This window comes from Actinomadura parmotrematis, from assembly GCF_019458805.1.
Taxonomy (GTDB): Bacteria; Actinomycetota; Actinomycetes; order Streptosporangiales; family Streptosporangiaceae; genus Spirillospora; species Spirillospora parmotrematis.
In genome coordinates, this window is record NZ_JAIBOA010000036.1 from 22,791 (window position 1) to 37,390 (window position 14,600).

The 14,600-nt window shown below is 75.9% G+C and carries 10 protein-coding genes; 6 read left to right on the top strand and 4 right to left on the bottom strand.

All coding sequences use genetic code 11. The features are described 5' to 3' along the window. Window positions 1-13: 13 nt before the first annotated feature. Both K1Y72_RS34750 and K1Y72_RS34755 read right to left on the bottom strand, forming a co-directional pair. Window positions 14-391: a nitroreductase family deazaflavin-dependent oxidoreductase gene (locus K1Y72_RS34750; protein WP_220170793.1), complete on the bottom strand. Its 378-nt coding sequence runs from the start codon at window positions 389-391 to the stop codon at window positions 14-16. A gap of 40 nt (window positions 392-431) precedes the next feature. Then, window positions 432-1,211, bottom strand: a complete 780-nt coding sequence (locus tag K1Y72_RS34755; protein ID WP_220170794.1) for a helix-turn-helix domain-containing protein — start codon at window positions 1,209-1,211, stop codon at window positions 432-434. An 85-nt stretch (window positions 1,212-1,296) separates the two neighbouring features. Here K1Y72_RS34755 and K1Y72_RS34760 point away from each other — a divergent pair, with 85 nt between their 5' ends. The 6 genes from K1Y72_RS34760 (at window position 1,297) to K1Y72_RS34785 (ending at window position 8,813) form a co-directional block, all read left to right on the top strand. Beyond that, entirely contained in the window at window positions 1,297-1,845 is a 549-nt protein-coding gene (locus tag K1Y72_RS34760) for a TIGR03086 family metal-binding protein (protein WP_258574539.1), read from the top strand. Window positions 1,846-1,893: 48 nt separating this feature from the next. Next, a complete protein-coding gene (locus K1Y72_RS34765; RefSeq protein WP_220170796.1) occupies window positions 1,894-2,769 on the top strand; it encodes an SDR family NAD(P)-dependent oxidoreductase in 876 nt (291 codons plus the stop codon). Window positions 2,770-2,779: 10 nt separating this feature from the next. Then, entirely contained in the window at window positions 2,780-3,604 is an 825-nt protein-coding gene (locus K1Y72_RS34770; RefSeq protein ID WP_308287376.1) for an EI24 domain-containing protein, read from the top strand. 72 nt (window positions 3,605-3,676) lie between these two features. Further along, complete coding sequence (locus K1Y72_RS34775; protein ID WP_220170797.1) at window positions 3,677-5,167, top strand: flagellar basal body-associated FliL family protein; 1,491 nt, start codon at window positions 3,677-3,679, stop codon at window positions 5,165-5,167. A gap of 48 nt (window positions 5,168-5,215) precedes the next feature. Beyond that, a complete protein-coding gene (locus K1Y72_RS34780) occupies window positions 5,216-7,282 on the top strand; it encodes an acyl-CoA dehydrogenase family protein (RefSeq protein ID WP_220170798.1) in 2,067 nt (688 codons plus the stop codon). Between the two features lie 73 nt (window positions 7,283-7,355). Beyond that, window positions 7,356-8,813 (top strand): acyltransferase family protein, encoded by a 1,458-nt coding sequence (locus tag K1Y72_RS34785; RefSeq protein ID WP_220170799.1) that lies wholly within the window; start codon window positions 7,356-7,358, stop codon window positions 8,811-8,813. Between the two features lie 96 nt (window positions 8,814-8,909). Here the strand turns inward: K1Y72_RS34785 and K1Y72_RS34790 are convergent, their stop codons facing one another. Further along, window positions 8,910-13,154, bottom strand: a complete 4,245-nt coding sequence (locus K1Y72_RS34790; protein ID WP_220170800.1) for an alpha-(1->3)-arabinofuranosyltransferase domain-containing protein — start codon at window positions 13,152-13,154, stop codon at window positions 8,910-8,912. Further along, complete coding sequence (locus K1Y72_RS34795) at window positions 13,151-14,593, bottom strand: glycosyltransferase family 4 protein (protein ID WP_372453067.1); 1,443 nt, start codon at window positions 14,591-14,593, stop codon at window positions 13,151-13,153. The genes K1Y72_RS34790 and K1Y72_RS34795 overlap by 4 nt, the downstream gene beginning before the upstream one ends. Window positions 14,594-14,600: the final 7 nt, after the last annotated feature.

The window sequence follows — 14,600 nt, forward strand, 5'->3', positions numbered from 1 at the left end:
TGAAGTGGGCCGATCAGGGCCTGGACAGGTGGAGGAAGTCGGTGACGCCTAGGAGGGTGAGGGCCTGCTTGACGCCGGGGGGCATGCCGGTGCGGGCGGGGTCGTGGACGACGCGGGGGGCGGTGGCGGCGACGGTGCGGCCGCGGATCTCCAGTTCGCAGCCGCCGGCGGCGACGATGTTCTTCACCCAGTCGCGGTCCGGGCCGTAGGTGAGGGCGATGACGTAGCCGTCGGGGCGGGCGAAGAGGCCGACGGGCGTCCGGTAGGGGCGGCCGGACGTGCGGCCGTTGTGGCGCACGACGGCGAAGCCGGGCAGGCGGGCGGTGAAGGGCCGCAGCACGCGGTTGGTGGCGACCCGGTTGAAGCGGGCGACGGCGTTGGGGATCGGCATGCCTCCGATCCTCCCGAGGCGCACCGGCCCTGTCGACCCCCTAGGTACGGGCGTACTTACTCGGGGGTGTGCCGACGGTGGCGGTGAAGTCACGGCTGAGGTGGGCCTGGTCGGCGTAGCCGAGGTCGGCGGCGAGGGCCGCCCAGTCGACCGCCCGGCCCGCGTCCGCGCGCGCCGCCGCCTCCTGGAGGCGGGCACGGCGCAGCACCCACTTCGGGCTCGCGCCCACGTACTCGCCGAACAGCCGCTGCAGCGTCCGCACCGAGACGCCGAGCAGGGCGGCGGCCTCGTCGACGCGGGTGAGGGACGGGTCGGCGGCGATCCGCTCGACGATCTCGGCGGCGTCGGCGGCGAGCGGGTCGGGCTCGGCGGGCAGCAGCGGGTCGAGGAAGTCCTCGGCGAGCGCGGCCATGGCGGCGGCGTCGGGGGCGCCCAGGATCGCGGCGTTCAGCGCGGACAGGTCGCCGAACAGGTCGGCGGCGGGGACGCTGCGGTCGGCGAGGTCGAGGACGGGGCCGCCCGCCAGCGGCCGGAAGCCGCCGGGCCGGAACTTCACCCCGAGCACCTGCCCGCGCCCCTCCAGCGTCCGCACGAACAGCCCCCGGTCGACGCCGTAGACCCGCGCGGCGGGCTCCTCGAACACCAGGTGGACGCTCGGGTGCGCGAGGACCTTGGTCTGGTAGGGCTCCCGGACGTTCCAGCGCACGTTCCAGAAGTGCTCCACGAACGGCGCCAGCCGGGCCGAGGGCGCGCGGCGGTCGAGGACGGCCATCGCGGCGTGCTCGTCCGGGTAGAGGACGCCCCGTCCGAAATCTGCCATGGGTCCAGGCTAGTGGCGCGTTTGTTCAAGAGGCGGCCGGGCGGGCGGCCGTAGCGTCGCGGGCATGGGAACGCATCACGCATACATGGTCGAATGTGCCGCCGAGGCCGCGCGGGTCGCGCGCGGCGTCCGCCCGGAGCAGCTCGGCGATCCCACCCCGTGCGCCGACTTCGACGTCCGCGCGCTGGTCAACCACTGGGTGCTCTACAGCGGCTACGGGCTGGAGAAGCGGGCCCTGCGCGAGGACCTTCCCGAGGAGTGGACGGCGCGCGACTTCACCGCCGAGCCGGACTGGGCCGGGCGGTACGCCGCGCAGCTCGACCGCGCGGTCGCGGCGTGGGCCGATCCGCTGGTGTGGGAGGGCGACATCCCGCTCGGCGATCAGAAGGTGCCCGCCGCGACGATCGCCGGACTGGTGATCAAGGAGATGGCGGTGCACGGCTGGGACGTGGCGACCGCGACCGGGCAGGAGTTCGGGGTGTCCGAGGCGGTCGGGGAGTTCCTCCTCGGTGTCGTGGAGGAGAACGCCGAGATGTACCGGCGGTACGGCGGTTTCGCCGAGCCGGTGGACCCGCCGGCGGGGGCGCCGGCGTTCGCGCGGGCGCTCGCGCTGTCGGGACGCGACCCAAGATGATCATTCTTGGTCTTCCACTGTGACGCATATCTCCGCGAAGCTGTCCGGATGACGGACAACAGAATCGCCGTGGTGACCGGCGCGACGTCGGGGATCGGGAAGGAGATCGCCCGGGGGCTGGTCCGCGACGGCTTCCGGGTCGGGATCGTCGGCCGCGGCCAGGTGCGCGGCGACGACACCAGGGCCGAGCTGGAGGCCGAGGCGCCCGGCGCCCGGGTGGACTCCTTCCTCGCCGACCTGTCCAGCCGCGCGGAGGTGCGCGGGCTGGCGGGCGCGGTGCGCGAGCGGTACGGGCGGCTCGACGTCCTGGTGAACAACGCCGGCGTGCACAACCTGCGGGCCAAGGTCAGCGTGGACGGCTTCGACCGGATGGTCGCCACCAACCACCTCGGCCCGTTCCTGCTGACGAACCTGCTGCTCGGGCTGCTGAAGCGGAGCGCGCCGGCGCGGATCGTGGTGGTGGCGTCCGAGGCGCACCGGCAGAACGACCTGCGCGACGACGTCGCCGGCCTCGCCGAGCCCGCCTCCTACGGGCCGCTCGGCTCCCTGCGCGTCTACGGCCGCACCAAGCTGCTGAACATCCTGTTCACCCAGGAACTCGCCGAGCGGCTCGCCGGGACCGGCGTCGTCGTCAACGCGGTCTGCCCGGGGATGGTCGCGACGGGCCTGACGCGCGAGTTCCCGGCGGCCCGGCGGCTGCTGCCCGCGCTGTCGCGGACGCCGGTGCTGCGCACGCCCGCCCAGGGCGCCCGGATGGCGCTGCGGCTCGCCCTGGACCCCGCGTACGCCGAGACGTCCGGGGGCTTCTACAGCTCGACGCCCGGCGGCGGGCTGCTGCCCGCGGCGGCCAAGACGCGGGACGCGGCGCTCCGGCGTGCGGTTTGGGAGCGTTCGAGCCAGCTCGCCGGGCTTCCGGCCCGGTAGGTTCTCCCGCGTGAGTCAGCCCAACATGCCCCCTCGCAAGAGCTCCCCGATCAAGGACCTGTTCGCCGGCGTCGGCTACCTGTTCCGCGGGATCGGCTGGACGTTCCGGCACCCCGCGCAGTGGCTGTTCGGCCTGATCCCGGCCCTGATCGTCCTGGTGTTCTACGCCGCAGCGCTGGTCGCGCTCGGCTGGAACCTGGACGATCTGGGGTCCTGGGTGACGCCGTTCGCCGACGACTGGTCCAAGAGCGCCCGCGACCTGGCCCGCGTCATGGCCGGGATCGCGCTGTTCGGCGCGTCGCTGTTCTTCGCCGTCCTGACCTTCACCGCCGTCACCCTCCTGGTCGGCAGCCCCTTCTACGAGGCGATCGCGGTCCGGGTGGAGGAGTCGCAGGGCGGCGCGCCGCCCGAGCCGGACGTCCCGCTGGGCGTCCAGATCGCCCGCGCGATCAAGGACACGGTGCTGCTCGGCGCCATCGCGATCTGCTTCGCGCTGCTGTTCTTCGCCCTCGGGTTCCTGCCGGTGATCGGGCAGACGGTGGTGCCGGTGGTCGCCGCGCTGGTGTCGGGCTACTTCCTGGCCGCCGAGCTGACGGGCGTCGCGCTGGAGCGGCGCGGCCTGGTCCGCAAGCAGCGTTTCGCGCTGCTGAAGCGGCACCGGGCGCTCGGCGTCGGCTTCGGCACCGCGGCGTTTGCGGTCTTCCTCATCCCGCTCGGCGCGGTGGTCGCGATGCCCGGCGCCGTCGCGGGCGGGACGCTGCTCGCCCGGGAGCGGCTGGCGATCAATCCGCTGGTCACCGGGGGTGGCGGCGGCGCTCCGCAGCATCGCCGATGAGATAGGAAGATGTGTCCTGAGCGTGATTACCGGCCGGGTCGTTAATGAGGATCTTGGCGTAACGTGTCCCGCATGTCCGATCAGGGGGAGCGCGGTGCGCGCTGGACCGAGATGAACGAGCAGGACGGGCCCACCGGCTCCCGGCCGCAGCAGCCGCACGACGTGTGGGGCAAGATCGAGGAGCCCGCGCAGCGGATCGAGCCCAAGACCGTGCCCGAACCGGGGTACGAGCCGCTGCGGCCCGCGCCCGACGAGGAGGAGCCGGCCGGCCCGCTGTTCGCGGCCGAGCCGGAGGTGCCCGCGCGGCGGCCCCGGCCGCCGGCCCGCGAGCTGCCCGCCGCCGACGACGACGAGCCCGCGAGCGGGGCGGGCGGCGAGGCGTGCCGCACGTACGAGATCGACGACGAGCACGAGGCGCCCACCCGCGACGAGCGCGTCTACGACGCCGACGACGACGGCGGCCCCGGAACGGGCCCGCTGTTCGCGGCCGAGCCGGAGGTGCCGGCGCGCCGCCCGGCCGTCCGCGACGAGCCCGCGCCGGCGGCGTCCCCGGCGTCCCCGGCGTCCCCGGCGCCCGCCGAGCCCGCCGCCGAGGACGGCGTCCGCGTGGCGCCGGCCGCCGAGCAGCCCGCCTGGGAGGGCTCGCTGTTCGACGGCGAGGACGGCGGGTCCGCCGCGGCCGACAGCCGCTACGTCGCGCCGACCGGCGACCACGGCCCCGGCAAGTCCGGCAAGCCGTCCAGCGGCAACTGGCAGATGCCCGACTGGATGGCCGACGAGAACGCCGCCGACGCCAAGCTCGGCGTCCAGGGCTCGCTGGACGACGCCGGGTCGGGCCGCTCCCGCCTGATGCTGTTCGGCGGCGTCGGCCTGCTCGCCGTCGCGGTGCTCGCGGCCGGCGGCGTCTACTTCGTGACGAAGTCCGGCGACTCCGCCGCCTCCTCCGACGAGCGCCGCTCGGCGACCGCGCGGACGCCCGCGCAGCCGAAGGCGTCGCTGCCGCCGGACAAGCCGCTGCGCCGCTTCGCGGGCACGCCCGACCGCGTCCTCGGCTTCGTCAAGGACCCGATGTCGGGCCTGTCCTACCCGCGCTTCGCGGCGCCGTGGCAGACGCCGAACAAGAAGAACAAGCTCGCGGTGTCCGGCTGGTCCGGCCAGCAGATCAAGGTGACCGAGCGCAGGGCGGGCCAGATCTGGTACGGCCAGTTCCTCACCGGGCTGCTGTCCCCGTCGCTGCAGGACTCCTACCAGGGCCCGGAGAGCGCGCGGAAGGTCGCGGCGCTCGTCGCGGCGGACCTGGAGGCGCAGTACTACGGCTTCCAGCACAGGACGGTCCCGCTGGCCTCGCAGGAGCTCACCGTGGGCGCCCGCAAGGGCTGGCTGGTCGCGTCCTACCTCACCTACAAGCGGCCGCCGTTCAAGGCGACCGGGGAGGTCGTGGCCACCGCCGTCATCGACACCGGCAAGGACGTCCCGGCCGTCGCGTTCGCGTCGATGCCGAACACCGAGCGCAAGGCGTGGCCGGACGTCAACGAGTTCTTCGGCAAGCTGCGCGCGAGCTGACCGAACCGGGTTCTAGTAGGCTGCGGCCCACCCCTGGGGAGGTGGGTCATGGCGATCGGGTTGACCGAGGAGCACCGGGAGCTCGCCGCGGCGGCGCGCGGGCTGGCCGAGCGGCACGGCGGCGCGCCCGCGCTGCGGGCCGAGCTGGCGGGGCTGCACCTGCCCGCCGAGCACGGCGGGCAGGGCTACGGCCTGCTGGAGCAGGCCGTCGTCCTGGAGGAGCTCGGCCGGGCCCTCACGCCTGGCCCCTACGCGCCGACGGTCCTCGCCGCCGCCGCCATCGCGGCGGGCGGCGGCGCGGACCTGCGCGCGGACGTCCTGCCCGGCCTCGCGGACGGCTCCCGCGCCGCCGCCGTCGGGCTCGGCGGCGCCCCCGTCCTCGGGGCGCCCGGCGCCGACGTGTTCCTGCTGCCGGACGGCGGCGGCTGGGCCGTCCACGACGCCGCGGCCGTCGAGGTCGCCGAGCTGGAGTCGCTCGACGAGGACCGCCCCGTCGGCGCCGTCACCGCGCGGGGCGCGGGCCGCCCGGTGGACGCCGACGTGCGGGCGCTCGCCGCCGTCCTGCTCGGCGCCGAGGCGTGCGGCGTCGCGGGCCGGGCGCTGGACGACGCCGTCGCCTACGCCAAGGCCCGCGAGCAGTTCGGGCGGCCGATCGGGCAGTTCCAGGGCGTCAAGCACCGCTGCGCCCGGATGCTGATCGCCGTCGAGCGGGCCCGCGCCGCCGTCTGGGACGCCGCGCGGTCCCTCGACCCGTACGCGGTGGGCGTCGCCGCCGCGCTCGCCGCCGACGCGGCCGTCCAGTGCGCCGAGGGCAACATCCAGGTGCACGGCGGCATCGGCTACACCTACGAGCACAGCGCCCACCGGATCTACCGGCGCGCCCTCACCCTGCGCGCCCTCATCGGCCGGGCGTCCGCCGCCCGCGCGGACGTCGCGGCGCTGGCGCTCGCGGGCACCCGCCGCGAGATGGAGGTCGAGCTGCCCGCGGACGCCGAGGGGCTGCGCGCGGACGTCCGCGCCCGCGTCGCCGAGCTCGCCGCGATGGAGCTCGCCGACCAGCGCGCCGCCATGGCCGCCGAGGGCTGGGTGACGCCGCACCTGCCGCGGCCGTGGGGGCGGGACGCCGGGCCGGTCGAGCAGATCGTGATCCAGCAGGAGCTGGCGGCCGCCGCCGTCCGCCCCGTCCCGCTGATGATCGCCGCCTGGGTGGTGCCGTCGCTCGTCCAGTACGGGTCGGACGCGCAGCGCGAGCGGTTCCTGCCGCCCACGCTGCGCGGCGAGATCATCTGGTGCCAGCTGTTCTCCGAGCCCGGCGCGGGCTCCGACCTCGCCGGGCTCGCCACCCGCGCCGAGCGCGCCGAGGGCGGCTGGACGATCACCGGGCAGAAGATCTGGACGTCGCTCGCCCGCGACGCGCAGTGGGGCATCTGCCTCGCCCGCACGGACCGGGACCGGCCGAAGCACGACGGCATCACCTACTTCCTGGTGGACATGGCCTCGCCCGGCGTCGAGATCAGGCCGCTGCGCGAGTGCACCGGCGACGCGGTGTTCAACGAGGTGTTCCTCGACGGCGTCTTCGTCCCCGACGACCTCGTCGTCGGGCCCGTGAACGAGGGCTGGCGGGTCGCCCGCAACACCCTCGCCAACGAGCGCGTCGGCCTCACCGGCTCGTTCCAGCTCGGCGGCACCCTGCCGAAGCTCGTCCGCCTCGCCGGGGAGCTCGGGCTCGCGGACGACCCGGTCGTCCGCGACGAGATCGGCGCGCTGGCCTGCGACGAGCACGCCTTCAACCTCCTCGGCCTCCGCGCCACCCTCAAGCAACTCGCGCGTTCTTCCCGACCAACCGACCCCGACCGACCTCCCGGGACGGATCCCGGCGCGACCGCCAACGTCCGCAAGCTCGTCGCCATGGAGCACGGCCAGCGCGTCACCGAGTACGGGTTCACCCTCCTCGGCGCGGAGGGCGCCCTCACCGGCGGCTGGCGGTCGGACCTGCGGCGCCGCTGGACGCGCCACCTGCTCGCGTCGCGGGCCATGTCGATCGGCGGCGGCACCACCGAGGTCAACCTCAACGTGATCGGCGAGCGGCTGCTCGGCCTGCCCCGGGACGCGTGACCGCCCGCGGGGGCTCCCCAGCACCACCCGGCACAGGGCAGACTGGGACGACCCGTCCCCCTGGAGAGCGTCCATGTCAGTGATCGACCGGCGGAGCGGCCGCCCGGACGCCGTCGTGCCGCGCCCGGCGCCCGGCGCCGGCCCCGCGCACCTGGCGGCGCTGGACGGCGTCCGGGCGGTCGCGATCGCCATGGTGATCGCGCTGCACGTCTCGGAGAGCACCGCGATGGCGTCCGAGGACGGCCTGGTCTGGCGCACCGTCAACCAGGGCCGCGTCGGCGTGCCGATCTTCTTCGTGCTGTCGGGGCTGCTGCTCTACCGGCCCTGGGCCGCCCAGACGCTGCGCGGCGGCCCGGCGCCGTCCGTACGGGTCTACCTGTGGCGGCGGGGGCTGCGGATCCTGCCCGCCTACTGGCTGATGCTCGCGGTCGTGTTCGCGCTGTTCTCGCGGAGCCACCTGACCTCGCCGCGCGCCTGGCTGGAGTGGCTGACGCTGACGCAGCACTACGACCCGCGGCCCTGGTGGAAGGGCGTCGGCCCGCCCGGCCTGTCGCCGATCTGGAGCCTGGCGGTCGAGGCCGCGTTCTACCTCTGCCTGCCGGTGCTCGCCGCCGGCCTCCGCCGCTTCGCGCAGCGCGGCGGCGTCACCGACGTGGACGTCCGGGCGCGGCGGCTGCTGTGGGGCATCGGCGCGCTGACGCTGTTCAGCGCGGCGGTGACGACGGTCGTCCGCGTCTTCGGCGACTACGGGACGCTGTTCTACTGGGAGCACCTGCTGCCGCGCTCCCTCATGTACTTCGCCGCCGGCATGGCCCTCGCCGTCGCCGTCCGGTGGGCGTCGCTGCGGCCCGGGACGCCGGTCGCGCGCCGCGTCGAGACCTGCGGCGCGGTGCCGGGCGTCTGGTGGACCGCCGCGCTCTGCCTCATGGTGCTCGCCGCCACGCAGATCTCCACGCCGTCCGCCGGCCTCGCGCAGAACGCCGGCCAGTACCTGGTGAGCGCCGCCCTCTACCTGCTGATCGGCGCCGCCGTGGTCCTGCCCGCCGCGTTCGCGCCCGGCGACCGGATCACCATGGCGGCGCTCGGCAACCCGGTGGTGCGGCGGATCGGCCTCGTCTCCTACGGCGTGTTCCTCTGGCACATGGCCGTCATCGAGGGCTGGAATCGCTACACCGGCCGGCCGATCTTCCACCACGACTTCTGGACGGTGTTCCCCGCCGTCACCGCGCTCTCCCTCCTGATCGCGACGGTCAGTTACCTGGCTCTGGAACGCCCCGCCCAGCACCTCCGCGACCGCGTCCGCCCCCGCTCCCGCCCCGCCGACCACCCCCGGCAGCCCCTCCCACCCGAGCCCCGCTCCGGGCCCGCCCTGCGCTCCGGGATCGCTCCCCGCCCCGAAGGGCCCTACGAACCCGAGGGCGCGCCCCATCCCGAGGGCGCCCACGGCCGCCCTCACGAGGCCCCGCGCCGTGCACCGGAGGACGTCCAGGTCGCCTCCCGCCCCCCGTCCCGCCCCCGCCGCCGTCGCTGACCCCCTGGTCACTCAACGTTGACTTGCGGCGTGTTGCCCTCTGGGAGCGCTCCCAGAGGGCAACACGCCGCATCTCAACGAGCGGTGACCGGGGGGTCAGCGGGGTGGGCGGGTGGGGCGGCGGGACGGGGACGGGCGGCCGTTGCCGTTGGGGGGCGGGTCGGCGGGGGCCGGGCGCCAGACGAGGTGGATGTCGGGCTGGGTGAGGTCGGGGCGGGCGGCGGCGTCGGGAGTGGCCGGGCCGGGGGACGGGGCCGGAGAGGCGGACGCCGAGGGCTCGGAGAGCATGCGCAGGACCAGGCCGAGGGCGACCAGGACCAGGACGAGCGGGACGGTCTCGGTGAGCGGCTCGGACGCCCCCGCCGCACCGCGCAGCGTCAGCCACGAGCCGAACGCCTGGACGCCCCCCGCGACGGCGGTGAGGACGAGCGCCGTCCAGCCGCCGAGGCGCCGGTGCAGGCCGAGCGCGAGGCCCGCCGGGACGAGCGCCAGCCCGGCGAACCCGCCGATCCAGAAGCCCGCGGCCGCCGCCAGCGGCCACCGCAGCAAGCCCCAGCGCGCAAACGGCGTCGCGGGCGGCAGCGGCGACGCGGACGGCGCCGCGCGGCGGCCCGGGAGGGTGATGCCGGCGACGAGCAGCACCAGCACCAGCCCCGCGACCAGCACCAGCCGGTACGGCCGGTCCGGGGCGTAGACGAGCTCGACGGGCCCGGTCGTTCCCGCCGGCAGCAGCCACGCCTGCCGCCAGCCGTCGAGCCGGACGGCGCGGAGCGCCTGCCCGCCCGCCGTGGCCTCCCACCCCTTGTTGAAGTTCTCGTTCAGCACCAGGTAGGACGCCCTGGCGACGTCGCCGATCTGGAGGGTGCGGCGCTGCGGCGTCCAGCGGGAGACGTCCGGGGCGTCGCCGTCGACCTCGGCGGCGGCCTCGGCGGCGGCGGGCGCGAGGACGGCGGTCGCGATCCGGTAGGCGTCGGTGGCGGGCACGACGAGGTGCCGCCGCCCCTGCGCGACCGGCACCTGCCCGCACGCGGCGTACCGGACGGGGCGGCCCTGCACGAGGTCGGCGACGGTGCCGCCGACGAGCCGCGTCCGGATCTCGGCGCCGTCGAGGCGGAACGCCGGCCCGGTGCCGCAGCGGGTGTTCAGGGCCAGCGGCGCCGGCTCGCCGAGCGCCTTCACGCCGGGGACGGTGACGTCGGTGACCTGGACGCCCGGCGCGTCGGGGAACGCGATGCGCAGGTTCCGGGTGTGCAGGGGCGTGAAGGTGAAGGTGCCGTCGGCGGCGGTGAGGCCGGAGCGGGTGCCGTCGTCGCCGGTGACCTCGACGCGGTGCCGGCCGCCGCCCGGGAACGCGATCTTGATCTTCCCGACGGTGAGCGCCCGCGCGGCGAGCTCGGCGGTGAGGGCCGGCCGGGTGTCGTCGGGGGCGGCGATCCAGGTCGTCGCGGGGTCGCCGTCGAAGGCCGAGCGGGCGAGCAGCGCGGGGTGGTCGACGAACGCCGAGGACGCCTTGACCTTGGGGTAGCCGAAGGAGGTGGCGGACGCGATCCGGTCCAGGTCGGTGATGATCGCCGACCCGGTGAGGGTGCGCCGGGACGGGGACGCGGCGGTGAACGTGCGGTCGAAGGCGGCGCCGTCGTCGCCGCGCCGCTGGAGCTGCGGGTTGCACGTCCACTTCTGCGGGCCGCGCATGCAGGGCTGCGCCCAGTCGTCCAGGCCGGTGAAGACGGTGGTGGAGCCCCCGGCGGGCGGGACGAGCGTGCGGGACGGCAGCAGGCCGGGGACGGTGACCTGGGTGAGCGCCACCCGCGAGCCGATCTTGTCGACGCCGGCGGTGCGGGTCACCGTGATCTTCAGGTGGTCGCTGGTGCCGGCCGGCCCGGCGAGCGCCTGCGCGGTGCTGCCGGCGGCGACGGGCCGCACGACCGAGCCGTTGGAGCCCTCCAGCCGCACCTCGCTGACGGCGGGCCCGAGGAAGTCGGCGGTGCTGAACGTCAGCTGGATCCGGTCGAGGCGGAGCGGCCGGTCGAACCTGATGTCGATCCACTCGCCGACGGCGCCGTTCCAGCCGGAGGTGACCCACTGGGTGTCGGGGTCGCCGTCGAGCGCCGAGTAGGGCTGGCGGCTCTTGGAGTCGGTGTTGGACGGCGCCGCCACGTCGGCCGCCGACGACGACGCCGTCACCGACGCGACGCCGCTGTACTTCGCGACCGTCCGGTACGGCGCCCAGGCGGGGTCGGTGACGTCCTTGACCTTGGAGGTGCCGGTGTAGGGCTGGCCGGCGGTCATCGTCGGGGACGCGCCGTTGCGCAGGTCGGAGTAGTTGACCTCGCGGCGCCGCAGCGTGTCCGTGCTGACCGTGTCGGCGGCGGGGATCTTCGCGCCGGCCGGGTCGTCGCCGAACACCACGGGCCGGTCGCCGTCGAGCAGCCCCTCGTCGGCGAGGGTGAGCAGCGCTTCGGGGCCGCCGAGGACGCGCAGCGGGCGGGCCGCCGCGACCGTCGTGGCGGGCGCCGCCGCCCCCGCCACCTCGTAGATCTCCACGGCGTTGTACGCCTGGTCGAAGGAGCCGGCGGCGTCGGCCTCGCCGACGCTGCCGACGGCGCCGCCGAAGTCGGCGACCTTGGTCATGCCGGGGGAGGCGGCGAGCGCCTCGTGGACGCGGGCGGGCCAGGCGCCGCCGAGCTCGACGCGGTCCAGGTCGTTGCGGACGACGACGAACCGGACGCCCATCCGCGCCAGCACCAGGGTGAGGCCCTTGGAGCCGCGGCCGGTGGCGAACCGCTGGTCGATCGCCTCCATCAGCCGGGACGCGCCCGCCGAGCCGTAGGGGACGCCCATCCGGTTCGCCCAGCTCACCGACAGCATCGCCTGGAGGGGGTCGTCCATGGCCCGGCCCCAGGTGAAGTCGCCGGTCCGCACGCCCGGGACGGCGAGCGAGGTGTTGAGCCCGCCGCGGCTGTTCAGCCAGCCGGTGGCCTGCCGCCAGTAGGCGGGCACCGCGTCCGGCATGTTCGCCTTGGACGCCGGGCCGGGGTCGAGCATGGGGACGCTCGCGAGGACGACGGCGGTGCCCGCGGCGAGGCCCGCGACGGTCCGCCAGGACCGCCGCCACCAGGCGACCGGGACGATGGTGCGGGGCGGCAGCGCGACGGGCAGCCGGGCGAGGCCGAGGACGAGCGGCAGCCTGATCAGCGCGTCGAACTTGTGGACGTTGCGGAAGGGGGCGAGCGTGCCGTCCAGCAGGCCGCGGAGGCGCCCGTCGAAGGGCGCGGCGAGCGCGCCGGGGTGCCCGGACACGATGATCGCGGCGCCGAGGACGAGGCTGAGGACGAGGAACGCGCGCTCGGGCATGCCGCTGCGGGCGAGGCCGTAGAGGCCGAACCCGGCGACGAGCGCGGTCGCCGCGATCAGCCACGGCGTCGTCGCGAGGGCGTTCCCGGCGGGCCACCAGGGGTTGGTGTCGACCGGCAGGTAGGCGGTCCAGGCGGACGTGCCGCGCAGCGCGTTCAGCAGCGAGGTGGTGCTGGTGGTCGTCGCCGCCGACTCGGTGTAGTCCAGGAAGGGGAAGATGTACTTGCCCATGAGGTAGGTCGGGACGACCCACCAGAACGTCGCGGCGGCGAGCAGCGGCAGCCACCACGCCAGCAGCCGCCGCTTGCGCTTGCCGCCCGCCCGCGTCAGCAGGTAGAGCAGCGGGACGGCGAGCACGGCGGCCTCGGCGGTCGCGTTGATGCCGCCGCAGCAGACGACGGCGAGCGCCGACAGCCCGGCGGCGCGGCGCGGCGCCAGGTCGCCGCGCGCGCCCCTGACCAGCGGCAGCAGCATCCACGGCAGCAGCGCGGCGGGCAGGAACTCCGAGGAGTTCACGCCGAGCAGGAGCTGCGCCTTGGGGGCGAGGGCGTAGGCGAACCCGGCGAGCAGGCGCCCGTTCGGCGTCCCGACGTCCAGGGCGGCGGCGAGCCGGACGAGGCCGCTGAACGCCGCGACCATGACGAGGGCGAGCCAGAGCCGCTGCGTCACCCACGGCGGCAGGTGCGCGGCGTGCCCGGCCAGGTAGAACGGCCCCATCGGGAACAGGTAGCCGTACGCCTGGTTCTGGACCTGCCCGAAGGAGGACCCGGCGTCCCACATGTGCAGGGCGCGGCCGAGGAAGGCGCCGGGGTTCAGCGCCATGTCGAGCTTGGTGTCGGCGATGATCCGGCCGGGCGCGATCGCGAAGGACAGCGTGACCAGCGCGAGCGCGGCGGCCCGGCGCCGCAGCCGGTCGCGCAGCGCGGCGTCCACGCCCGCCGGTTCGGCGGGGCGCGGCGGGACGGGAAGGGTGCGGGGGCTGCTCACTGATCCGATCCGGGGCGGCCGGTCAGCAGCTCGATCCGGCTGGCCGGGCGGATCCCGATGATCTCGCCCGCGCCGGCGAGCTGCGCCCGGAGCCTTGCGGGGTGGGTGTTCTCGACCAGCACGACGTGCTCGGTGCCGCCTTCACGGTAGTGCACGACGCAGGGTTCCCCGCCCGGCCGGCGGCGGACGGGCCGGGACCGCTCGGCGCGGATCAGCCGGGCCATCCGCTCGCCGGTCGCCGCCCAGGAGAACCGGCCGGCCCAGGCGGTGCAGGCGGCGGCGACCTCGGCCTTGCGGACCGGGTCGGCGATCTCCTTCAGCGCCCGCTCCACCACGTCGGCCAGGGACTCGGCGGGGTCGGCGAGCCAGCCGGTGCGGCCGTCGCGGACCGCCTCGCGCAGGCCGTCGACGTCGTAGGCGACGGTCGGGACGCCGAGCGAGGCCGCCTCGATCACCGACAGGCCCCAGCCCTCGAACTCCGACGCGGTGACGTGCAGGTCGACGCCGGCGAGCAGGGCGTTCTTGTCGGCCTCGGGCAGGTAGCCGTGCAGGTGGACGACGTCCTGGAGGCCGTTCGCGGCGATCCGGGCGGCGAGCGCCTCCTCCTCGTGGCCGCGGCCGACGATGTGCAGCCGCAGGCCCGGCCACCGCTCGGCGAGCGCCCCGGCGGCGTCGATCACCCGGTCGACGCGCTTGTGCGTGACGAGCCGCCCGACGCAGGCGAGCGACGGCCCGTCCTGCGCGACGGCGCCGCCGGGCGGCAGCGGCAGCGGCCGCGACCCGTTCGGCACGATGTAGATGGGGCCGCGCCAGCCGAGGCGGGTGCGCATCGCGTCGGCGGTGGACGCCGACACCGCGACCGCCGACCGCGCCCGGTAGGCGCGCCGGGCGACCGGCCCCTCCAGCGACTTGCCGAACAGCGCGGCGAGGAAGGGGAAGTAGACGAAGAACTGCCGCCCGTGCACGTGGTGGACGAGCAGCAGGACGCGGGTGCGGCGGGGCAGCACCAGCGCGGCGAAGAACGGGATGCCGTTCATGCAGTCGACCGCGGCGTCGAAGTCGCGGCGGTGCCGGGCCAGCCAGGCCGTCACGGCGGGGTAGCGCGAGTACTTGCCGCCCATCCGGGCGATGCGGACGCCGTCGCGGGTCTCGCGGCGGGCCTGGCCGGGCTCGCGGCTCGTCACGTAGGTGACGCGGGCGCCGCGGTCGCGGAGCTGCAGGCTCATCTGCCAGGCGTACTCCTCGGCGCCGCCGGCGGCCTCCTGCCAGGGGTCGCGCCAGTTGACCATGGCGATCCGCAGGCCGTCGAGGCGCGCGGCGCCGGCGGCCGCCTCGGGGAGGCGGTCGGGCAGCCGGGTGGCGGGCAGCGGGTGCAGGGTGCACGCCGGGCGGGCGCCGGCCCGCCCCGCCGCGCACGCGCAGTCGGGGGTGGGCCGCACGGTGCCG

Bases quoted from the DNA above. Each gene is read 5' to 3' on its own strand.
- K1Y72_RS34750 (WP_220170793.1), bottom strand. From the start codon at position 391: ATGCCGATCCCCAACGCCGTCGCCCGCTTCAACCGGGTCGCCACCAAC.
- K1Y72_RS34755 (WP_220170794.1), bottom strand. From the start codon at position 1,211: ATGGCAGATTTCGGACGGGGCGTCCTCTACCCGGACGAGCACGCCGCG.
- K1Y72_RS34760 (WP_258574539.1), top strand. From the start codon at position 1,297: ATGGTCGAATGTGCCGCCGAGGCCGCGCGGGTCGCGCGCGGCGTCCGC.
- K1Y72_RS34765 (WP_220170796.1), top strand. From the start codon at position 1,894: ATGACGGACAACAGAATCGCCGTGGTGACCGGCGCGACGTCGGGGATC.
- K1Y72_RS34775 (WP_220170797.1), top strand. From the start codon at position 3,677: ATGTCCGATCAGGGGGAGCGCGGTGCGCGCTGGACCGAGATGAACGAG.
- K1Y72_RS34780 (WP_220170798.1), top strand. From the start codon at position 5,216: ATGGCGATCGGGTTGACCGAGGAGCACCGGGAGCTCGCCGCGGCGGCG.
- K1Y72_RS34785 (WP_220170799.1), top strand. From the start codon at position 7,356: ATGTCAGTGATCGACCGGCGGAGCGGCCGCCCGGACGCCGTCGTGCCG.